Source organism: Cytophagales bacterium (assembly GCA_019456305.1).
Taxonomy (GTDB): domain Bacteria; phylum Bacteroidota; class Bacteroidia; order Cytophagales; family VRUD01; genus VRUD01.
The window spans coordinates 1-22,934 of sequence record VRUD01000071.1; the positions used below are offsets into that span (position 1 = coordinate 1).

Consider the following 22,934-nt stretch of genomic DNA (forward strand, 5'->3'; position numbering starts at 1 on the left):
CCCCCCTCTCTCTCTTCTCTCTCTCTCTCCTCCCTCTCCCCCCCACTAAATCTTCAAAAACTCCTTAACAATATAAATCTGGAAAATTTATACAAATTATCTGGAATTTTTATACATAGTTTATTTTATATCATTAAAATCCCGTATTATCTTGCGCAAAATTTTTAAATCAAAAAAACTTTATGTCATGAAAAATTTAAAATTTCCCAATTGTGCAAAAAGTATAATAGTCGTTACTTTTATTTGCACATCATTATCAGTTTCTGTTTTCTCTCAGGGGCCTACTACTAAATTTCCTGATGTGAATGGGGTGGATCTACTTATGCCTAATGATACTTTTCAGGTTACTTCGCATTTTAAATTAAAAAATGTATCTGGTACAAAACAACCTGGAGATAAGCTACTGGCAATTGATCAAGATGGTAATGTCAAAGAAGTACCTTTTCCACCTGAAAAGCCTATGATTAAGCCTCCGCCACATAATGGCGGATCACCTGTACTAACTGCTCAATGTTTAGCAATTAAAGGGCGCCGACATGGTAGTAATATTAATAATATTAATTTATGTGATGAAGCAACTACCAACCTTGGAATTGGTACGGAGGAAAATACTTTTCCAACAGGTGTTAGATTTGCAGTAATTGGTGACAGCAGATTTATCGGTACTATTACAGCTTGCACTTTAAGAGTAGATTTGACAGGTGTAGGCTGTGATTATGTATTCGAAAAAGGATATAAAAAAGAAGAACTGGACTATGTTAAAGCCTTCACAGAAAAATATAACCATTTACCAGGGGTAAAATCCGCAAGAGAAATGATAAAGAAAGGGTTAAATGTGAGTGAAATGTTTACCACGCTGCTTAAAAAAATCGAGGAGATATTTCTTCATTTGTTTGATTTTGACAAAGCGCTTCAAGGGTTGAATGATGCTGTTGATGATCTTTTTGAGAATGATAAGGCAATGGAAAAGAAAATTGACAAGCTGGAAAAACAAAATAAAGAGCTCAATAATAAAGTTGATATGCTTGTGGAGCGGGTCTATGCCTTGGAGGAAAAATAAAAATTAGTAGCCTTAAAAATAATATTAATGAAAATGAAAAATATAAGAGTTATTATTTTTATCTTTTGTATATTGAATTTGTTAATACCTAAAGCTTTGGCTCAGCAAATCTTTAAATCTAAAACAATTTCAATTAGTAAGGACAAGCATAACCTTTTAAGTAAAAATTTAAAAGATTATGATATTATACAAATTGATATCAAACAGATAAAATCTTATGTAACTAATGCTGGAGATATAAGTACATTTCATTTAAAATTAGGAAATAAGATAAATGATGTTTTAACCTTAGAGTTGAACGATCTTCGCTCCACGGATTATATCTCTCAAAGAACAACAGATAAGGGTGTTGTTCTTGATCCTGTTGGGCTTACCAATACATACAAAGGTTTTTTAAACTACGACCCAAAACAGGCTGTACGGTTAACCATTGATGATAATAATATTGAGGGTTATTTTGTAAAAGATGGGGAATATATTTATATAGAATCTTTATCAAATTTAATAAAAGGAGATATAAATAATGAATTGGTTTTGTATGAAGGTAATGATATTTTCCAAAAATTACAAAATGGGTTCTTTTGTGGTGTTTCAGATTCAATAAATAATTCCAAAATTATTGGAAGTGAAACAAATAAAATTTCTGCTCAGCCTCTTGACTGTTTTGTACTTGAAATTGCTACAGAAGCTGATTTTGAATATTTTCAAACGCATGGTAGTAATGCAAATAATCAAATTCTTAGTATTTTAAATCAGGTTGAAGGGATATATAACAGCACTTTTGCTATTGATTTTGTTGTTTCTTTTCAAAATATATTTGAAACTTCAAGTGACCCATATAGTGCAACTGCTGTTGGTAATATTTTAATAGAATTTAAAAATGAATGGAATGCTAACCGTACTGATGTAAAAAGAGATGTGGCACATATGTGGTCTGGTAAAGATTTTGATGGTAGTGCCTTAGGAGTTGCATATACCCATTCTGGTGATGGTGTAGTATGTAGATTTCCAACTCTTTCATATGCACTTTCTCAGGATTGGAGTTCTGGATTATTTGGTAAGATTGTGCTAACAGCACATGAAATTGGTCATAATTTTAGTTTAAGTCATTATTTGGGAAATATTTGCAGTGGTATTTGTACTACTGGTACAGGTCCTATAATGTGTCCTTGTGTTCAACCGGATGCTCTATTTTTTTCATCTACTTCAATTACTGATATGAATAATTATTTAGCCGCATGGGGTTCTTGTATTCAATTTCCTGCAGATTTAGTATTAGGGCAACTAACCATTAATTCAACTAAAGTATATGCAGCGACCAATACAATAACAGTGGGTAATTCTTTTGAAATTATTAGCCCTGGTGACGTAACTATGGTTGCAGGTAGTGAGATAATAATTACTGATATAGTTGTTACAGGCAAGCTTTTTGTATTTATTGATCCTAACGTTGACTGCACCATTGGTCAATTGGGAAGACTAAGTTTTAATGATCCTTCAAATAATGAAAATTACAATGAACCAAATGAGGTGAATAATATAAAAAATACTTATTATGATATATTCATATATCCTAACCCCAATAAAGGTATTTTCAATATCTCAGTTCCATCCGAAATTAATTTCCAATTTGCAGTTTATATTTACGATATATTAGGTAAATTAATATTTAAAAAAGAAAATACTTCCTTATCAGATTTCCAAATAAATATAACAGATCACCCCAAAGGATTGTATTTAGTTAAATTTATTAATAATGCTCAAGTATTAAATGGAAAAATAATATATGAATAGATATGCTGGTAGCAAATCATAAAATCTTATATCAATAATTAAATATTATAAATTATGAAAAGAATTATCCTAACATTTTCTTTTGTTTTTGTATTTCGTACAATCATTTTGTCTTGTACTTGTATAAGTCAGCCTAACTTTTGTACTATTATTGATTCTTTTGGTGTTGATTTGATTATTAAAGGAGTAAAAGTGTCCGAGCATTTTCATGGTATGAAGGTTAAAGTACTTGAGGTGCTAAATGGGAATGAACTAAAGGATACAATTATTGTATGGGGTGGGAGTGATGCTTTATGTAGATTTAATACAGACTCTTTTAATATATCTGATACGCTTATTCTTGCTTTAGATTCTACTGATTTTATTATGAATATAGACCTGCTGGATACAATTGAGAAACCAGGAGATTACATGTTAACGATATGTGGTCATTTCTTTTTAAGAATTTTTAATGACACAGTAGTGGGCTATATTTCTGATTCCACTATCCAAAAAATGAGCTATAATGATTTTAAGTCATTTGTTTTCTCGTGTTTAAGATTATTAGTTCCTAATGGTGCCTTTGAGAATTGGAGCTGGATTGGTGGTTGGTATGAAAATCCTGATAACTGGACTACGAATAATAATCAAATACTGAATTTTGTTTGGAAGGATACTACAGCATTCCAAGGGAATTATGCTATTGGAATAAAACCAAATGGATATGCAAGAACTAAATTCCAATACTCTACTCATCCAAACAGCTTAAATGCTTATGTGAAAAGTAATATTTCAGGAGCAGATAGTGTTTTTATAGATGTATTCCTTTTTTCAGGGGGAAGCATTGTAGATGAAGGTCACTGGATAAACACTAATTCTATTACAAACTATGCACTTATTAACATACCTTTAAGTCAAAACTCATCAGTAGTTGATTCCATTGAAATTTCTATTAAGGGTGGAAAACAGATCAATACTGTAGTTGTAGCTGACGAATTATCATTTGATTTTTTACCTGCTGTAGGAATTTCGATTAATCATTCAAATTTTAAAAAAAGTAAACTATTATTATATCCCAACCCCTTTAATGATGCGACTACCATAGAATATACTTTAAAAGAAAATAGCCTTGTAAAATTGAATATTTACAATATATCTGGTCAGTTTGTCACTAAGTTAGTAAATGAACACAACCAACCCAAAGGCAAACACCAGATCAGATTTGATGCAGGCAATTTAGCTCCTGGTCTTTATTTCTGCACCATCACCACCAAAGATTATACTGCTTCTCATAAATTTTCGGTTGTAAAATAATAGCCAAATATCATTTCTTTTATTTATTTTTCCACCTGCCCGCCAAAGCTTTAGCGCAGGCGGGTCAATTATCTTCAATCAAAAACAGTATAAGCTCCTTCGGTCCATGCGCCCCTAATACAAGCGTCTTCTCAATATCAGCGGTGCGGCTGGGGCCTGTTACCAATGAGATCATGGAGGGTAATTTATCTTTGTATTTTTCCCCAATTAATTTTAACCCATCAGCAATGTCATACGCAATTTGAGAGGTATATGCTACCACTATATGTGTGGGCGGCCATATCCCCCATCTTCGTCCTGCAGCTTGTTTAGAGCTTACCAGAATGCTCCCTGTACGGGCAACTAAGCATTCACAAAGCGTGATGCCTACCTCAGCATGGAGTAAGTTTTCATTTCCATCCAACTTATCATGGTTATACGGAATGAATTGAATTTTGGCAGCAGAGACCTTTTTTTGCAAAGAACTGTCACTTACCAAAATACCTTTCTTTTTTTTTGAAAGGGTAAGTTGCAGGTTTTTGTAAAATTCGTTTTCATTTTCACAGAAAATAAAAATCCCGCTGGCTTTAATAAAATTTTCTGCAAAATCAACCGCTATGTCTTTATTGTTATTTACGAATATTGGAGACGAGAAATCAGGTTTGCTAATTGGTTTGCCCGGTTCATTATGGAGGGCTTTTCTGATGTTGTTAAGAATTATTTCCCTTGATTTAACCTGGCGCATGATGAAGAAGTTGACGGTTACTCCCCCCGAGTACTCGGGGTCAACTGTCAACTGTTTTATTCTTTGCTTTCTGCTTGCTGCTTCTTTGTTTTAGGAATAGATTTTTTTTGCGGGATATTATTAGCTTTAACTGATTGGCTGTTGAGCTTGATATCTTTACCCTGTTGATTTTTTCCTTTATTCAACGGGGGTGTTTTTTTATCCAGTCCGTTGGATCGGGATTTTTTATCCAGGTTGTTCTCTTTATTATCACGGAGATATAAGTCATCCGTATGCTTTTTAAATGGATCTTTTCCAAGGATCTTTTTAAGGTCTGCCTGAAATATAGTTTCTTTTTTAAGCAGAACTTTGGCAACAGCTTCCACTTGGGGGCGTTTTTTAGCAAGAAGTTTTTTGGTTCTTTGGTAACAACTGTCAATAAGTATTCTTACTTCTTCGTCAATGGTTTGAGCAGTAGCTTCAGAATAGGGTTTGCTGAATACATATTCAGCTTGTTTTGAATCGAAGAAAGAGACATTACCAATTTTTTCATTCATTCCATAAATAGCAACCATATTGTAAGCCATTTTAGTAATTGTTTCCAGGTCATTTAGAGCGCCTGTTGATATTTTACCAAAAATCATATCTTCAGAAACCCTGCCACCCAGGGTCATGCACATTTGGTCCAACAGTTGTTCTTTTGTATAAAGAAATTGCTCTTTGGGAAGATATTGAGCATAACCCAGTGCAGCAGAGCCTCTTGGGATGATGCTTACTTTAACCAACGGATCAGCATGTTCTAAAAACCATCCCGAAACAGCATGGCCTGCTTCGTGATAAGCCACAATCTTTCTTTCTTCTTTAGAGATGATCTTGGTTTTTTTCTCAAGCCCGGCAATCACACGATCTATCGCATCGTGAAAATCCTGCATTTCAATCTTCTTTTTTTTATTCCTGGCAGCTATCAATGCTGACTCATTACATACGTTAGCAATATCTGCACCGGCAAAACCGGGAGTTTGGGCAGAAAGTTTCCGGGGATCTATTTCTTTGGAAAGTTTAAGCGGTTTAGTATGCACTTTAAATATCGCTTCTCTGCCAACCAGGTCGGGCTTATCAAGGCATATTTGCCTGTCGAACCTGCCCGCTCTCAGCAGTGCGGAATCCAGTACATCAGGCCTGTTTGTAGCAGCCATGATGATCACTCCTGAATTTGTAGAGAATCCGTCCATCTCAACCAACAGCGAGTTAAGGGTGTTTTCACGTTCATCGTTAGAAACAGGTACTTGTGCTCTTGCCCTCGAACGGCCTATAGCGTCTATTTCGTCAATGAAGACGATACTGGGCGATTTTTCTTTTGCCTGTTTAAAAAGGTCTCTTACCCTGGCAGCGCCCACTCCGACAAACATTTCTACAAAATCTGAACCCGAAAGCGAGAAAAAAGGTACTTGAGCTTCACCTGCAACGGCCTTTGCTAATAAAGTTTTACCTGTACCGGGGGGGCCTACCAACAATACGCCCTTGGGTATTTTGCCTCCCAGTTTTGTGAATTTTTTTGGGGTTTTCAGAAAATCCACCACTTCCTTGACCTCTTCTTTAGCTTCTTCCAATCCAGCTACATCTGCAAAAGTGACCTTGACTTTATTGTCAGCATCAAATAATGAAGCTCTTGATTTGCCTATATTGAAGATATGGCCACCCGGGCCACCCGTAGCTACCCTTCGCATCAAATACCAAAAACCGAACAGGATCAGGATCAAGAATCCCCAGTTAAATAACCACCCTGTAAAATCAGAGGGCTGCTTTACGGAAATAGCAATTTTGCTGTCAGCAGGCAACGTTTTCTGAATTTCATCTAAATCTTCCTCAAATTTTTCTGCTGAAGTAACACGAAACTCATAATGGGGCCCTTTCGTAATATCAAAAATCCCTTTATCGGATAGTTCTTTTTTATATGGCTCTTTTTCTAATGAATTTTCTTTTAGAGTTACTTCAACAATATTATTATCATAGATAACAACTTCTTTGACGTCATTGCGGGATAACATTTCCCAAAATTTTTCTTTTTTAATGTTAACGGTTGAACTGGTTTTATTGAAGTAGGTAATAACAAAAATTAACACAACTAATAAAACAATGGCCCAAACCTGGATATTCGGTTTCTGGTTATTCGAAGAGCCAAAAAATTTCCCGTTTTTGTTTTTATTACCACTTTTATTATTGCCGTTCGTGGTTTTGCTATTATTATTATTTTTATTTTTCATATTGTAATATATTGTATCTGAATTTCAATCCCGAGTACTCGGGGGTAAGATTTATTTTTGAGTTTTTAGAGACGCCCTTATGTTCTTTACCTGTTACATCACAGCATCCCCCCATAATTCTTCAAGCGCATAAAATTTCCTTCTATCTTTTAAGAATATGTGTGCAACGGCATCAACATAGTCTAACAATATCCATTCCTTATTTTCCCTGCCTTCTATATGCCAGGGAGCATGTTTGTTTTTTTTATATACTTCTTCTTCAACAGCATTTGCAATCGCATCTACCTGTGTACCAGAATTTCCTGAACAAATAATAAAATAATCGGCTATACTGTTGTTGATCTTTTTGAGGTTTAACACTTTAATATCAACTGCCTTTTTTTCCTGCATTCCCTTACAGATCAGCCTGCACAAAACCTTTGAACTTATTTTATTTTTGGTCAATAGTAACAGATTGATAAATTTTCTCCAGCGGAATACCACCCTGCAACAAACAAGGGAAAAAATTCTACAGATTAAAAATACAAATGTATGAGAAAAAATTAACTTTACAACAATAAAGCCAAAAAAATTAAATGACTATGACCAATAAGATAGAAAATATCAATCCGAATACCCTCTTTATCGGTAAAAAGATCATTTATCTGCCAAATTGTCATTCGACCAATGATTCAGCGCAGTTAATTCTGGGCAATAATGATGTATTTGAAGGCACGACAATTGTAACCAATAGACAAACTTCAGGTAAAGGACAAAAAGGAAATCACTGGCAATCTGAGCCGGGGAAGAATCTTACTTTTTCCATCATTTTAAAACCTGGCTTCCTGGATGTAAAACAGCAATTCAAATTGAATTTTGCGGTTTCACTGGGTATATTTGATTTTCTTAGCAGTTTTTTAAAATCCCATGTCAAAATAAAATGGCCAAATGATATTTACTATAAAGATAGTAAAATTGCAGGAATATTGATAGAAAATTCTATTCGCTCAATGAAAATGCAACATTCAATTGTGGGCATTGGCATAAATGTAAATCAGGTGAATTTTGAGAAAGTGGGATATGCTGTTTCAATGAAAACGATAAGCGGAAAAGAATATTCATTGGAAAATATGTTGGCTGATCTGTTGGGATTTTTTGAAGTTAGATATTTACAGCTAAAATCAAACAAACACAAAATATTAAAGTCTGATTATATGCAATGTTTATATTGGTATGAAGAGAAACGCCTTTTTCGGATTCCGGATTCCGGATTCAGGTTTTCAGATTATAAATTTGAGAAGAACCAGATTGTTGAAGGAAAAATAATTGGAATAGATGAATCCGGAAAATTGGGAATTAAGATTGGGAAAGAGGCGATTTATTTTGGTTTTAAGGAGATTGAATTTGTGAAGTAGTGTCGTAACAATTTAATTACGCAATATTGTAATCATAAAATATATTATTTCATTGTTCAATTGTTAAGATGGTTATATGGTTATATGGCTTTATGGCAACTAAATTGCCAGCAATTAAGCAGCGAGTTTAAACCTATGAGATTAGTAACTCTTTCAGCTAATCACTAACCATTTAACCATATAGCCATATAACCATATAACCATTTGTTGATTAATAACGAAAGAATCTATTTATTACTAATTATCGTTTATAAAAAATAAATTCACCTCCTTCATCTCCTACATTTTTTAATGGATTACCGATGGGTGTTTGTTTTGTTACTTCTGCAACCTTCACTTTTACATACTGTACAATTTCAGAAACAAGCATTTTTTCTTTCTCATTCTCTTTTAGAAAACTAATAAAAGCATTTGCAAATGGGCTGTGTTGTCCTCCCCGACCATCAGAAACAGTTTCTAATCTACCGGATGCCAGGCCCCACCGTGATTTATATTGTTCAACATTTTCGGTATAACCTCTGTTTGATTCAGAAAATAAAGAGCCTGAAAAGCACGCATCTGCGACCAGGAAGGTATGTCTTGAATTGATATTTTGTAATATTTTTTTTATAGAGGTGTTGGATAAATAATCGCCATCACTTCCCAGATCTGCTTCAAAGGGTATCCAGTAACCTTCATTGAGCAGATCATCAAAATGACCGTGCCCGGCATAATAGATCAATAAATTATCCTGGGGAGATATCTTTTCAATGTAATTTCTCAGCGTCTTATAAATATTGTTTCGGGTAGCATTTGAATCCAGCAAAACAATGGTATTGGTGCTGTCAAAACGATACATATTGATTAAAGTACCTGCTACATTTTTTGCATCTGAAACAGCATTAAACAGCTTGGGCCAATACTGATAATCATTGATGCCTACAACAAATAAATAGTTCACGGCTTTTTGTGCATCGTATTTTTCTTCTTTTATATCTTTTCTAATTACATCAAACCATCTTGCAGTTATGTTATCATTTACATCCACGGCTTCAATTTTCACCTTATTTACTCCTGGGGTGAGTGGGATCAAGATGACAAAACTCCCATTTTTTTTCACAGGTACTTTCCTACCATTGATCAACAGGTTTCGTACGCCTGATTCATCAATTACAGTTCCTCTTACATCTATTAAATCCCTTGAGATAATAATTCTATTATTTTTGATATTAGGAGGATTTGAAACATATATTTGTGGTGGTGCATTATCTTTCTCGTCCTTAAATTGGTATACGGGAACAATATTTAATGAAGATACATCCCGGAGTTTCGTGTATTTACCTTCAATTTCGGTAGTAGCTAAATATTTGCCATCCGGACTAAAGCTTAGAGAAGATATCGAATTGCGGTGCTTTTTTTTGAAATTCATGAACAAAACCCCGGTTTCTGCTTCCCAAATGACGGCTGACTTATCCCCGGAAGCAGAAGCGAGAAATTTTCCATCAGGACTATATTCAAGATCAAATATCCAACCTTTATGTGCTTTGGATTTTGCATCAGTTTTGCCGTGCAAATGTGTAGTATGTTTTGGATGTATCTGACCGGATAATGTAACTGATTCTGAGGTATCTTCCAAGCTCCATATTTTTATCGTTTTATCATCTCCCCCGCTTGCCAGGTATTTTCCATCAGGGCTGAAAGTTAGTGTTCGGATCAACTTTTTATGCGCTGCTATCTTGCGAATAATCTTTCCGGTACTGACCTCTCTTATTATTACAATTCTGTTGTTTCTTTCCAGGATTTTTTTATTTGCTGTCTGTTGTATGTCTCCCCCTGCACTTGCAACATATCTTCCATCAGGACTGATTGCCACACACTTTACTTTCCTAAGATGCTCAGAATAACTTTGCTTTTCGCTGCCGGTTTCAAAATCCCATATTTTTACGGTCTTATCATTACTTGCCGTTGCCAGAAAGTTTCCAACTTTGCCATATGCCACTGAATTGACAGCTTTAGTATGCCCCTGTAAAGTTTTAATTTCCTTGTTAGCTTCTATATCCCATATCTTTACAGTTTTATCCTTACTAACTGTGATCAGATATTTGCTGTCGGAGCTAAAACACAGGTCGTTGATCTGGCGTTTATGTCCTTTGAATTGTTTGGTAAGCGTACTGGTACCACTTAGCCAGAGATTTGCTTTTTTTCCTTTTGTGGTAGCAAGATATCTCCCGTCAGGGCTAAAGGTGAGCCATTTGGTGTTTTCTCCTGTCTTTATTTTTAAGATCAGATTATCCTGAGCGTATAGACTGAAAGACAGGAGAAAAGAAAATAAGCATGTGGGATAAATCAGTAAATTGTTCATAATAGCTATCTTTAATAACTACGCAAAATCCATTAAATCATTTATACTATATACCTGATCAATTGCCAGGAATGATAAGAAGTAATCATCAATTATTTCAAATTCTTCTCTCTGTTCTAGTGTTAATTGTTCAATATCCTTAAATTTATGAAGTGGTATACTAATCTTTCTATCATTATCCAAATTTAACAACATTGTGTTGTTTTTACTAAATTGGATACCTTTAATTTTCGGTTCGTCTAATGTTATATTTTTCATAACCTAATCGCTTTTAGTTGTTTTTGTTCATAGAATAATTAAACCTTCTTTTATGAATATCTCTTTTAAAGCATTATCCGAAGTAAGATATCCATCTACATTTTCTTTTATAAAAAGTGCACAAGCTAATTGTATTGAATCTAATGTTCTTAAGCCATCTATTCCATACTTTTTTATTAACTCTTTTGCTGAATTTAGAATTTCCAAATCTACTTTCACCCATTCATATTTAGCATAATCATCTTCAAAATTTTTAATTACTTCCTTTCCTAATTCTTCAGTAGATTCACCCTGTCTGATCTTTTTCCAAAACGCAGAATTAAATTCCACTTTTGCTAATTCAGAAAGATATATGTTGTCAATATCTTTAGCAAGTATTTCTAAAACCCTCTCGGTATCAAATTCTGAATGATAAATATTGATAATTGAAGATGTATCTAAATAAATATTTTTCATTCGCTTCTTCTTTCTTCTATGAGTGCATCACACACAGAGCCTTTTATACCTCTTGAAGCTTCCATTGATTTAAAAAAATTAAAATCATTCAAATCAAGCTTACCTTTACGATCTTTTTTTTGCTTTTTATCATCTTCAGGCAAAAAAGTGACTATTACATTCACTTCTTTTTTAAAAGGTACTTTATCCAGAAGATTAACAATACCGTTTTGATAAATTCCTTTAACTGCTATCATAGTTACTGATTTTTTTAATATTATTGTTTCAAATTTAATACTTTTTCAAATAACAAACAAATATAATTATTTAAAGCTTTAAAAACTATACGAAAGCCCAAAGGAAAAGGTTAAAAGATTTAAACGCCTATTGTCAAATACATCCACTTTTGAAAATGTGGTATAATAAGCCACCTGTATCGGAGTGAACCTTATTGATCGTGAAATTCTTATATCCAGGCCAATTCCACTCCCTAATCCTTTTTGTGTTGTACCAATGTTGGGTTCCTGATATATTATCATCTCATTGCCGGGCGTATCATTTATACTTATTTTATCACCTATCCTCACAATCTGAGAAATGTTGAGATTGATGAAAATATAGGGAGAAAAAATTGATTGAGGTAACGCATTGAGCTTTATACTTACCCCGGTGATATTTATTCGCTGCCTGTCAAAACCATAGTTACATGGATTGCTAAGAAATTTCGGACTTGCATTATCTTGGTTTTCATATGAGCATATATGAAATTGACCAATATCCGGACCCTTGTACTCAGGTATCCTTCTTTTTTTTATACCATTAAATCTTATACTATTATTGGTTAAGCCTACAGAAAAATGAGCATTCAATTTATAGTAAACGGTATAGCTTACGTTTAGTCCGACTTGATGCCCTTCATCAGGCGGTGGTGCAAAACCTATAAGCGGCTGAATGGTTATTTTTTTTATACCTTGTGCTGCTGAAAAGTTGACAGTAAACAATAGACAATTAACAAAAAGGGCTATAGCAATAAAGAGAAAGTTGACGCCAGGTATCCGGCCCCAGTTGTATAAAGAAGCAATCCAACGGGGTAAACATTTGGCAAAAAAAGAGATCAATTGTTTCATTTGTAAATAATTCATTTTTAACGCGAAATCAGTTTTAGGGTTCAAAAATTTCATTATCATTGAATTTAAAAACACCCCCACCGCAACCTAGCCCCCCCGCAATCATCGCAACTTTCTATCAAATCATCCAAACGAGCTACGTTAGCACAAGCCGGATCTCCATCTGCACCGTTTTTCAGCCATACAAAAGAAAGACCCCTGGAAACCATTTGATTATCTTCTCTGATCGTATAAACTTCAAATGGGATCTGATAGCAGGTTTTTAGTATATTTTTGGTAATACTTAGGTCAAGGAAAATAGAAAAGTTAACCTTACCCGAATCCAGCCCCATCAGATCATTACGCTGAAGCACGAACATACTATCAGAACACATTAGCTTTAATCCAACCCGGTTTACATAAAGATTTTCCCAATTATTCTCAAAATAAAAAGGGACGTTGAATTCTAACCTACCACTTAATAAAACCGGCACAACTTCAAAATAAATATAGCCTCTGGAGGTACCAGAGTTGTAAAAAGATATAGATATATGAAAAACAGTATCATACCCGGTTGGGGGAGGACAATCAGGACAATTAGGCTGATATGTAAAGCCAAAACTATCAACGGGCATTTTTTTCCATTCGCCAGACAATATAAGATGTTTTTCTACCAGATTTTCATCAAGCGTTTCCGGCATGTTTGCTTTTATATCCTGAAAGGTGAGGTTTTTGTCATATTCAAGCTTGCTGCAGGCTGTGAATATGAACACTATACTTAAAGACAGTAAAAGAATATAGAGTTTGCGATTGATCATAATTCAATGCCATTATTCCAATATTCCAGCAATAATAATGATTTCTGCTGAAAGAGGCTTTAATCCAAGCCAGGTCTTGGAAAAAATTTAGCTATTACTTGCCTTTATTTTTAAAAAGAAAATAAATACGAAATAATACATAAAAAAAAGTAGCAGTTCCCACTGCTGCTGTTACATACTGGTTGTATGTTGCAATATTCATAAATGTGATCAGCAACAACAAAATTAAATCGTATATCGTGTGTGATGATTCCATGATTTAGTAATTTTAAAATATAGCTTTTTTATAATACATTTGTAAATATACTAAAATAGTATTAATGTCAAGTTAATTTAGTAAAAAAACAAATATATTACAATATACTTAATATTCCAAATTTTAAAATCAAAATTGCAATCACTATATCAACAATTACCAAATAAATCTGGCCCCGTAGTTCAATGGATAGAATAGGAGTTTCCTAAACTCTAGATCCAGGTTCGATTCCTGGCGGGGTCACTAGTATAACGTTTCAATAAAATAGTAACATATAACAATACTATTAAATCCCAAACTCAAAATCCCAAATCCAAAATAAATCCCAATAACTAAATCCCAAATCCCAATTTCTCCATGCCTAAGGAGTGGCTTTTTTTTGGGATTTTTGACTTTGGATTTATTTTGGATTTTGAACTTGGGATTTTGGATTTATTTATTATTTAGTGCTTGTTATTTGGAATTTCCAGAACAAGATTATGTAAATGTTTTAATGAAACGCTGTACCAGTGTAGTGATTTTTTAATTGGTAAAGTATTTTCAGCGCTAAAACCTGACAAAATTCATGTATTTGTATGATTTGTATCATTTTCTTTGAATATCAATTCTATTCACATTTGCAAATATGTAATTGCTTACATATTTGAAAAATGGAAAAAATAGATATTAAAACATTAGAAGCATCAGCAAATATTTTTAAAGCTATCGCACATCCCATGCGTTTAGCAATAATTGATGCTTTAGAAGGAAAAGGAAGAATGAACGTTAAAGAAATATATGAAAACGTGGGATTAGTACAAACTGCGGCTTCCCGGCATCTGAGAATTTTAAAGGATAAGGGCATTTTGAACTGTACGAGAAATGGTAAAAATGTTTATTATTATTTACAATATCCGGACATTAAACTAGTGATACAAGGTATGCAAGGATGCGCTACGAGGTAATTTTTTTGCTTTTAAAATGTATGTATTTACATATATGTAATATTATAACTGTTATGTTTATATTTAATGTCATTGTGTCTTTGTTACCCTGATGCTAATTAAAATTATGCAATTATCAACCCCACAATGTCAACACTGTATAAATAGAGAGATAAACCCATTTCACTTCTGCAATACGGATGAAATTTCCAAGATCAATGATCATAAAACTTATTCTGTATATCAACGGGGGCAAGTTATTTTCCAGCAGGGGAGCAATCCGATTGGTTTGTTTTGTATTTATTCAGGAAAAGTAAAGATATATAAGCATGGAAGTGACGGTAAGGAACAAATAGTGCGCGTAGTGAAACCAGGAGGTTTTGTCGGATACAGGTCATTACTTGCCGAGACGCAATATTCAGCTTATGCTGCTGCCATGGAAGATGCGGCAATATGTTTGATACCAAGGCGCGAGTTCTTTTCATTGATGCATACTAACAATCGTGTTTCTGATGCTATGATGAAACTATTATGCAAGAATCTACAGGAAGCAGAAGAAAAAATAGTGGATATTGCTTACACTCCTATCAGGGGTAGAATTGCCGAAGCATTGTTATTACTGGAAAAATCTTACCGGGTTGATAATAACAAAAATGTCGTGGTACCCATTACCAGGAAGGACCTGGCAAGTATCGTAGGTACTGCCCAGGAATCAGCGATCCGATTATTATCTGAATTTAAGAGAGAAAAACTCATAGAAATTAACGGTAGAAAGATCACAATCATAGATACCAAAGGTTTACTGAGCATTGCTAACATTTATAATTAACACCTAAATATCTTTATTAAAAAAAACTCCTTTATTCTCTTTTCTTTGCAATGATTGTTGAATGCAAAGATAGGCAATTGTTACCATATTGCGTAATTCACACAACTGGGGTGAAAGTATGTTGGTATCATATAGACTTTTAGTTTCATTATAGATCAAGTCAATTCTTTTCATCGCTCGTTGTAGCCGTTCACTAGATCTTACGATACCTACATAATTGCTCATTATATTTCTTAATTCTTCGCAGTTGTGGGTAATTAAAACCTGTTCTTTGGGAGTTACAGTCCCCTGGGTATTCCAGTCAGGGATGTTTGTTTTGATTGAGATCTTTTTTATGGTTTTAATTGTATCCAGATAACAGTGTTGGGCAAAGACCAAAGCTTCCAGCAGTGAATTGGAAGCCAACCGGTTTGCACCATGCAAACCGGTAGATGCACACTCACCGCATGCATACAAATATTTGATAGATGTTCTGCCATGTGCATCTGTTTTAATGCCTCCACAAATATAATGTGCAGCGGGTACCACGGGAAGCATATCTTTGTTCATATCAATGCCCATGCTTTTACATTTTTTGTAAATGTTTGGAAAATGATTTTTCAATTTATTTTTATCAATATGCCGGCAATCCAGAAAAACATATTCATGGCCTAACGTCTTCATTTCATAGTCAACTGCCCTGGCTACAATATCACGGGAAGCCAACGAGCCTCTTTCATCATATTTTTCCATGAACTGTTTGCCCTTTTTTGTTTTTAAGATTGCGCCTGCTCCCCGAACAGCTTCGGATATCAAAAAGGATGGATTTTCACTGGGACAGTATAACACAGTAGGGTGAAACTGGATAAATTCCATGTTTTCTATGACCCCTTTTGTTCTGTAAGCCATAGCAATGCCATCACCGGTAGCAATAAGAGAATTGGTGGTATTGCGATATATCTGTCCGGCTCCGCCTGATGCTAATAATGTTATACGAGATAGGATTTTATCTATCACTGATGTTTTGAGATTCATAACATAGGCACCGTAGCATGCTGTCGGAGTGCTTGAGCGATTGATATTTTTGCCCAAATGATGTTGCGTGATCAGATCTATTGCAAAATGCCAGGTCAAAAGTTTTATTTGAGGAGTTTGATGTACCAGATTTAACAAAGTTTGCTCTAACTCTAATCCTGTTATATCTTTGTGATGGACAATTCTACTGGCAGAATGCCCCCCTTCTTTCCCCAGGTCAAGTTCACCGGAGTTGTTTTTATCAAAACGGGCACCCCATTGAATTATCTCTTTGAGTCGATCTGGCCCCTTTTTAATTACCATTTCCACAATTTCACGATCACATAATCCATCACCTGCCTTCAAAGTATCTGAAATATGTTTTTGGTAGGAATCCATTTTAAAATCGGTCACCACTGCCACACCACCCTGGGCATATTTTGTATTGGATTCACTCTCATCAGCTTTGGTTATAATGGTAACTTTGAGATCCGGGAAATGAAGGGCAACTTTAAGGGCAAAAAACAATCCCGAAATACCCGACCCAATAACCAGTACATCGGTTTTCATACGGTTGTAATTCAGTTGATTTTTATGGCTTGATAAATTTTTTAGGCTCTATTCTAAATATTGGTTGATAGTAATTATAAAAACAGTTGGCAGTTGGCCTTTTCAAGTTGGCAGTTGGCAATAGGCAGTTGGCAAAAAACTCCCTCGCCACCTGCCTGCCCGCCTGTCTGGCGGACAGGCCAGGTATAAGCCTTCGCATTGGCAGGCAGGAAGGCGAGGGAAGATTTGCCAACTGCCAACTGCATTTTGCCAACTTATTGAATTTACTGAACCGAAAACCGATAATCTATCATCCAATATTTAGAAAAGAGCCTAATTGTTCAATTGATCTCCATCATTCTTTGAATAGGTTTCAGCGCTTTTTTCCTGATATTTTCAGGGATATTGATCTCAGGTTTTTCATTTTTTAAACACAAATAAAGCTTTTCCAGCGTATTCATCTTCATGTATGGGCACTGCTGACAGGCAGAACACGTTGCTACCACCGGGGCTGGAATAAAAGTTTTATCCGGACTAACTTTGCGCATCTGGTGAAAAATACCGGTTTCTGTAGCTACTATATATTCTTTGGCTGTATCTGTTTTAGTAAACTTTATCAGTGTACTTGTTGAACCTATTTTATCAGCAATTTCAAGCATATAGGAACTGCATTCCGGGTGAGCTATTACTTTTGCATTGGGATATTTTTTTTTAATATCATCAATTAGATCGCTGGAAAATTCCTGGTGTACAATGCAGGTGCCTTCCCATATTATCATTTCCCTGCCGGTTAATCTCTTCAGGTAATATCCCAGATTTTTATCCGGGGCGAAAATGATCGGTTTGTTTTTCGGAACCGATTCAATCACATTCGCTGCATTTGACGATGTGCAGATTATATCGCTCATCGCTTTGATCTCAGCCGTGCAATTTATATAGGATATTACCAGATGGCCGGGATGTTCTCCCAGGAATTTTTTGAATGATCCCGGAGGACAGGATTCTGCCAGTGAACAGCCGGCCTCTTTGTCGGGAATAAGCACCTTCTTACCGGGATTTAAGATCTTAGCGGTTTCACCCATAAAATATACTCCTGCAAATACTATAATATCAGCATCTGTACGAGCTGCCTCTTGAGACAGACCCAGGCTGTCGCCAACGTAATCTGCTATTTCCTGGATGGAAGCCTCCTGGTAGTAGTGAGCAAGGATAATCGCATTTTTTTCCTTTCTAAGTTTTTCAATTTCAGCAACGACATCACCGGGATGGTTATCATCCCGACAAAGTCGGGATGAATTTGCCGGATGTTGAGGGAAAATTGTTGTACCCGGATTATCCTGACAGTTCTTTTTAGCATTCTCATAGTCCATTTGTCAATTTTTAAAAATTTTATACGTATGGCAAGATCATTCTGACTATAAACCATATTATCCCGCAAAAAATAACAGCCAGTAATCCTATGATCAATATTGCCCAGACTATACTTTTAAACACTTTAAATTGAATGTTTATTTCCTGAATAAACTTGCTCTGTTGTATGATTTTTTTCATTTATAATATCCGTTTTTATCTTACCCGGTATAACAAAAGTCGTCATAAACCAAATCAAAAAGCCAAATACAAGACAAATCATAATTACAAAGATGAGCACCCAAATCGGGGTATAGAATAACATGTCCTTATACAGCTTGACGGAAAAAAAAAGTTTTGGCTTTTTCATTTATTATGATTAGCGTAGGGTTGCAGTAGAGACGTTGCATGCAACGTCTCTACTGCAACCCTACACTATATATTGAAATACTTTAGTTTTTGGTTGTTAGTTTTTGGTTATGGTTTGATAGTTTATGGTTATAGTTTTTGAGTTTGTTGGTCGTGCCATGAGTCCGGCATTAGCAAACTATTGAACCAATGAACTAAAACTAATAACCAAATAACTAAAACTAATAACCAAAAACCATGAACTAAAATTATAATACTTATTCAGGAATTAACATGACAATAATCAGTAGACAGAATGATATTTGTCAGACTTTTAAATAATGATCCGGAATCTTATCTAACAGGATCAACGCACCATGCGCCTCAACTACATCCTAAACTATTCCCGCAATTCAAACATTTATAACAGGTTCCTGACCGGACGGTGATATGCCCGCATACATCACACACAGGAGCATCGCCCATCATGCCGGCCAGGTATTCATCCCCACCTGCCTGCTGGGAGGGAATATCATTTCCCTTCATCCCGAGTATTCGGGATCGTAGAGGACTCTGCGGATTACCGATTTCAGTAGAACCACCTCCGACAGGATTGGCGGGTGGAGACTCTACCAGGACGGAAAGTTGGGATTTTCTTATTTGGGATTTATTTTGCCTGTCTGCCTCAGGCAGGGATTTCTCCTTCTGGCCTTCATCTGGCTTAATATGCAGCAAATCCTCTCTGCAGAGATATTCCCATCCTAATAGCCTGAATATATAGTCTATCACTGAAGTTGCATTTTTTATGTAGGGATGATCCACAGTGCCAGAAGGTTCAAAGCGGGTAAAGGTAAATTTATTCACAAACTCCTCCAGCGGAACCCCATATTGCAGCCCGATAGAAACAGCGATGGCAAAGCAATTCATTAACGACCGGAACGAAGCGCCTTCCTTGTGCATATCTATAAAGATCTCGCCAAGCGTATTGTCATCGTATTCGCCTGTGCGGACAAACACGGTCTGCATACCTATCTTTGCTTTTTGCGTAAATCCTTTTCTTTTTTGAGGCAATTTTTTACGTTCTACAATGCTGGAAAGTTCCCGTTTGAAGGATGTGTCTTTTGTGCTGGCCATTATTTGTGTAGCAGCTTCCAGGACTTGCTTTGGGGTAAAAGTGATGGCAAAGTCTTCCCGAGTACTCGGGAGAGGACGATGTCCAGTGGACATCGGGCCAGCATTGCGGGAGGCTGGGGGGCTTGCACATTCCGGCTTCAATTCCTTGTCTGACTTTTCTTTATTAGAGCTGACCGTTGAAAGCGGCTGTGAAAGCTTGCTCCCGTCCCGGTAAATCGCACAGGCTTTTAATCCCAATTCCCAGGAAAGTTCAAAACATTCCTTAATTTCTTCCACAGATGCCTCGTTTGGCAAATTAACTGTCTTGGAAATAGCTCCTGATATGAAGGGTTGAACAGCAGCCATCATATGTATATGACTGTGTGAAGACAGGTAACGTTTCCCTTTTTTGCCGCACCTGTTTGCACAATCAAATACCGGTAAGTGTTCTTCTTTTATATATGGAGCGCCTTCTATTGTCATTTTTCCACAAACATGATCATTGGCCTGTTCAATTTCTTCATCACTAAATCCAAGCTCCTTTAACATATTGAATGATGTGCTGTTATATTGTTCGGGTACTAATCCCAGTCTTTTAGTGCAGGCCTCGCCTACCGTGAAAACATTAAACACAAATGATATTTCAAATGCTGATCTTACTGTTTTATCTAATTTCTTTATTTCGCTTTGTTTAAAGCCCTTTTCCTGAAGTGTATCATAATTAATATGCGGGGCGTCTTTGAATGTTCCTGTACCTTTTACATATTCAGTAATGGTATTAACCTGTTTATTATCGTAACCTAACTTACGCAACGCTGTAGTGACGGATTGATTGATCACTTTAAAATACCCGCCCCCGGACAGCTTTTTAAACTTAACCAATGCAAAGTCCGGTTCAATACCCGTTGTGTCACAATCCATCACCAATCCTATTGTTCCTGTGGGCGCGATCACTGTTGCCTGTGCATTACGGAACCCATATTTTTCTCCCATTTGCAATGCTTCATCCCAAACATTACAGGCTGCTTTTAGCAGGTAACCCGGGCAATTTTCAGGTTCAATGCCGGCAGGCTTTATTTCTAATCCTTCATATGCATCCGCAGCATTATAAGCTGCATAACGATGATTTCGTATCACCCGCATGAAGTGCTCTCGATTCTTCTTAAATTCCTTAAAAGGCCCTAAGCTTGCGGCTAATTCTGCAGAAGTTCTGTAAGCAGTTCCGGTCATAATAGCGGTGAGGGACCCTGCAATTGATCTTGCTTTATCACTATCGTAAGGCAATCCTTCACACATTAATAAGCTGCCAAGACTTGCATATCCCAGTCCGATCGTCCTGTAATCATAAGAAAGCCTGGCAATTTCTTTTGACGGGAATTGTGCCATCAGCACCGAGATTTCCAGTACAACTGTCCATAAACGGCAGGTATGCTGGAATGCCTCAACATCAAATGTGATGTCAGGTGCCTGCCCCGAATTCCTCGGGGTTTCCACCTGACATTCATCCCAGAATTTCCTTAGATTAACAGAGGCAAGATTGCAGGCAGTATTATCCAAAAACATATATTCAGAACAAGGATTCGAAGCCCTGATCTTACCACCTTTCGCACAGGTATGCCACTGGTTAATAGTAGTATCAAACTGCACACCCGGATCAGCACATTTCCATGCCGCATAAGCTATTTGATCCCACAATGCTATTGAAGGAATTGTTTTGAGCGCTTTACCGGTAACACGAGAGAGAAGTTCCCAATCCTTGTTTTGTTTTACGGCTTTAAAGAATGAATTTGGGATACGAATAGAATTATTTGAGTTTTGTCCCGATACTGTTTGATATGTGACGCCTTCATAGTCAGAAGGATACCCTGCGGCAATTAAAGCAGCAACTTTCTTCTCTTCTTCTACCTTCCAGTTAATAAAATCCAGAATTTCAGGATGGTCAAGATCCAGGCACACCATTTTTGCTGCCCTGCGTGTGGTTCCGCCAGATTTGATAGCCCCTGCAGCCCTGTCACCGATTTTCAGGAAAGATATCAGTCCGGATGAATTTCCACCTCCTGACAGCTTTTCATTGGCTGCCCTGATGTTAGAATAATTAGTGCCAACGCCAGAACCATATTTAAAGATACGGGCTTCCCTGACCCATAGATCCATAATGCCCCCCGGGTTTACCAGGTCATCTTTTACAGACAAGATGAAGCAGGCGTGCGGCTGTGGGCGTTCATAAGCCGATGTTGATTTCTTTATTTCCTCTGTACCAGGATCCACATAGTAATGGCCCTGTGGCTTTCCTTTAATACCATAAGCGCTATGTAAACCTGTGTTAAACCATTGGGGTGAATTGGGTGCAGCATATTGTGCCAGTATTGTATATACTATTTCGTTATAAAAAATTTGGGCGTCTTCTTTGGAAGCAAAGTAGTTATATTTTTCTCCCCACTTTCGCCAGCAATCTGCCAAACGGTGTACGACTTGTTTAATAGATTTTTCACTATCACTTGTATATTTGGTGTTTTGGTGATTTAGTGACCCCGACTTTGTCGGGGCAGGTTTAGTGATTTGACTGCCACTGCTGCTTTTTTTAAGAGTTACCCCTGTTTTTCGGAAGTACTTTTGTGCCAGGATATCCGTAGCTATCTGTGACCACTCTTTTGGTACTTCAACATCATTCATTTCAAAAACAATATCACCTACTGGATTTCTGATCACAGACCGTCTTAGCTCATATTCAAATTGGTCATAAGGACTGACATCTGATTTTGTAAAATACCTTTTGAATTTAAGCCCGGTTGTTTTTTTGTTACCACGCATTTTTACAGGATTTTAGAGGTTTAATGTATGACGTAAGATGTATCGTAAATAAAGCGTACAAATATTATTTTTATTCAAACCCAGAAATATGATTTTTATCATATTTCTTTGTTTCAATTTTCTATACCCTTGTATCTCAATATTTTTACCCCGTGGGATTTCTTCTATCCAACAGGGTATGTTGAAATTTCCAGATGAATATTGAAACTTTATTATTAAACCTAAAAATCTAAATTAAAAAAAAACAACTTAAATTGTAATCATTATTAACATCATGCATCAAATTATCAGTTACT

18 protein-coding genes and 1 tRNA gene are annotated in these 22,934 nt (G+C 35.9%); 7 read left to right on the forward strand and 12 right to left on the reverse strand.

What is annotated here, in order from left to right; all coding sequences use genetic code 11:
• Window positions 1-187: 187 nt before the first annotated feature.
• Genes FVQ77_13775 through FVQ77_13785 form a run of 3 tightly spaced genes read left to right on the forward strand, consistent with a single transcriptional unit; the run spans window position 188 to window position 4,147 of the window.
• Window positions 188-1,060 (forward strand): hypothetical protein, encoded by an 873-nt coding sequence (locus FVQ77_13775; protein ID MBW8051380.1) that lies wholly within the window; start codon window positions 188-190, stop codon window positions 1,058-1,060.
• Window positions 1,061-1,087: 27 nt separating this feature from the next.
• Window positions 1,088-2,854: a T9SS type A sorting domain-containing protein gene (locus FVQ77_13780; protein MBW8051381.1), complete on the forward strand. Its 1,767-nt coding sequence runs from the start codon at window positions 1,088-1,090 to the stop codon at window positions 2,852-2,854.
• A 54-nt stretch (window positions 2,855-2,908) separates the two neighbouring features.
• On the forward strand, window positions 2,909-4,147 hold the full coding sequence (locus FVQ77_13785; GenBank protein MBW8051382.1) for a T9SS type A sorting domain-containing protein: 1,239 nt from the start codon (window positions 2,909-2,911) through the stop codon (window positions 4,145-4,147).
• A gap of 64 nt (window positions 4,148-4,211) precedes the next feature.
• Here the strand turns inward: FVQ77_13785 and FVQ77_13790 are convergent, their stop codons facing one another.
• The 3 genes from FVQ77_13790 to rsfS form a co-directional block, all read right to left on the reverse strand.
• Entirely contained in the window at window positions 4,212-4,871 is a 660-nt protein-coding gene (locus tag FVQ77_13790; GenBank protein MBW8051383.1) for a hypothetical protein, read from the reverse strand.
• Window positions 4,872-4,927: 56 nt separating this feature from the next.
• On the reverse strand, window positions 4,928-7,114 hold the full coding sequence (gene hflB / locus FVQ77_13795; GenBank protein ID MBW8051384.1) for an ATP-dependent zinc metalloprotease FtsH: 2,187 nt from the start codon (window positions 7,112-7,114) through the stop codon (window positions 4,928-4,930).
• 93 nt (window positions 7,115-7,207) lie between these two features.
• The gene (gene rsfS, locus FVQ77_13800) at window positions 7,208-7,504 is read right to left on the reverse strand and encodes a ribosome silencing factor (protein ID MBW8051385.1); all 297 of its coding nucleotides are present in this window, start codon (window positions 7,502-7,504) and stop codon (window positions 7,208-7,210) included.
• 185 nt (window positions 7,505-7,689) lie between these two features.
• Between rsfS and FVQ77_13805 the strand changes: the two genes are divergently transcribed.
• Entirely contained in the window at window positions 7,690-8,508 is an 819-nt protein-coding gene (locus FVQ77_13805; GenBank protein ID MBW8051386.1) for a biotin--[acetyl-CoA-carboxylase] ligase, read from the forward strand.
• A 241-nt stretch (window positions 8,509-8,749) separates the two neighbouring features.
• On the opposite strand, the gene FVQ77_13810 is transcribed toward FVQ77_13805, so the two are convergent.
• The 6 genes from FVQ77_13810 to FVQ77_13835 all read right to left on the reverse strand — a co-directional run bounded on the left by FVQ77_13810 (window position 8,750) and on the right by FVQ77_13835 (window position 13,466).
• Window positions 8,750-10,849 (reverse strand): hypothetical protein, encoded by a 2,100-nt coding sequence (locus tag FVQ77_13810; protein ID MBW8051387.1) that lies wholly within the window; start codon window positions 10,847-10,849, stop codon window positions 8,750-8,752.
• Window positions 10,850-10,867: 18 nt separating this feature from the next.
• Window positions 10,868-11,107 (reverse strand): hypothetical protein, encoded by a 240-nt coding sequence (locus FVQ77_13815; GenBank protein ID MBW8051388.1) that lies wholly within the window; start codon window positions 11,105-11,107, stop codon window positions 10,868-10,870.
• Between the two features lie 27 nt (window positions 11,108-11,134).
• Window positions 11,135-11,563 (reverse strand): type II toxin-antitoxin system VapC family toxin, encoded by a 429-nt coding sequence (locus FVQ77_13820; GenBank protein ID MBW8051389.1) that lies wholly within the window; start codon window positions 11,561-11,563, stop codon window positions 11,135-11,137.
• A complete protein-coding gene (locus FVQ77_13825; protein MBW8051390.1) occupies window positions 11,560-11,799 on the reverse strand; it encodes a hypothetical protein in 240 nt (79 codons plus the stop codon). The genes FVQ77_13820 and FVQ77_13825 overlap by 4 nt, the downstream gene beginning before the upstream one ends.
• Before the next feature lie 78 nt (window positions 11,800-11,877).
• Entirely contained in the window at window positions 11,878-12,684 is an 807-nt protein-coding gene (locus FVQ77_13830; protein MBW8051391.1) for a hypothetical protein, read from the reverse strand.
• Between the two features lie 50 nt (window positions 12,685-12,734).
• Window positions 12,735-13,466 carry a hypothetical protein gene (locus FVQ77_13835; GenBank protein ID MBW8051392.1) on the reverse strand — a complete coding sequence of 244 codons (732 nt, stop codon included), beginning with the start codon at window positions 13,464-13,466 and terminating at the stop codon, window positions 12,735-12,737.
• Between the two features lie 427 nt (window positions 13,467-13,893).
• On the opposite strand from FVQ77_13835, the gene FVQ77_13840 reads away from it, so the two are divergent.
• The 3 genes from FVQ77_13840 to FVQ77_13850 all read left to right on the forward strand — a co-directional run bounded on the left by FVQ77_13840 (window position 13,894) and on the right by FVQ77_13850 (window position 15,474).
• Window positions 13,894-13,965: transfer RNA gene (locus tag FVQ77_13840), tRNA-Arg, on the forward strand.
• Window positions 13,966-14,372: 407 nt separating this feature from the next.
• Window positions 14,373-14,666 (forward strand): helix-turn-helix transcriptional regulator, encoded by a 294-nt coding sequence (locus FVQ77_13845; GenBank protein MBW8051393.1) that lies wholly within the window; start codon window positions 14,373-14,375, stop codon window positions 14,664-14,666.
• Between the two features lie 91 nt (window positions 14,667-14,757).
• The gene (locus tag FVQ77_13850) at window positions 14,758-15,474 is read left to right on the forward strand and encodes a Crp/Fnr family transcriptional regulator (GenBank protein MBW8051394.1); all 717 of its coding nucleotides are present in this window, start codon (window positions 14,758-14,760) and stop codon (window positions 15,472-15,474) included.
• A gap of 3 nt (window positions 15,475-15,477) precedes the next feature.
• Here the strand turns inward: FVQ77_13850 and nadB are convergent, their stop codons facing one another.
• The 3 genes from nadB to FVQ77_13865 all read right to left on the reverse strand — a co-directional run bounded on the left by nadB (window position 15,478) and on the right by FVQ77_13865 (window position 22,638).
• Window positions 15,478-17,037, reverse strand: a complete 1,560-nt coding sequence (nadB, locus tag FVQ77_13855; GenBank protein ID MBW8051395.1) for an L-aspartate oxidase — start codon at window positions 17,035-17,037, stop codon at window positions 15,478-15,480.
• Between the two features lie 320 nt (window positions 17,038-17,357).
• Entirely contained in the window at window positions 17,358-18,386 is a 1,029-nt protein-coding gene (nadA, locus tag FVQ77_13860; protein MBW8051396.1) for a quinolinate synthase NadA, read from the reverse strand.
• Window positions 18,387-19,098: 712 nt separating this feature from the next.
• Entirely contained in the window at window positions 19,099-22,638 is a 3,540-nt protein-coding gene (locus FVQ77_13865) for an adenosylcobalamin-dependent ribonucleoside-diphosphate reductase (protein ID MBW8051397.1), read from the reverse strand.
• Window positions 22,639-22,934: the final 296 nt, after the last annotated feature.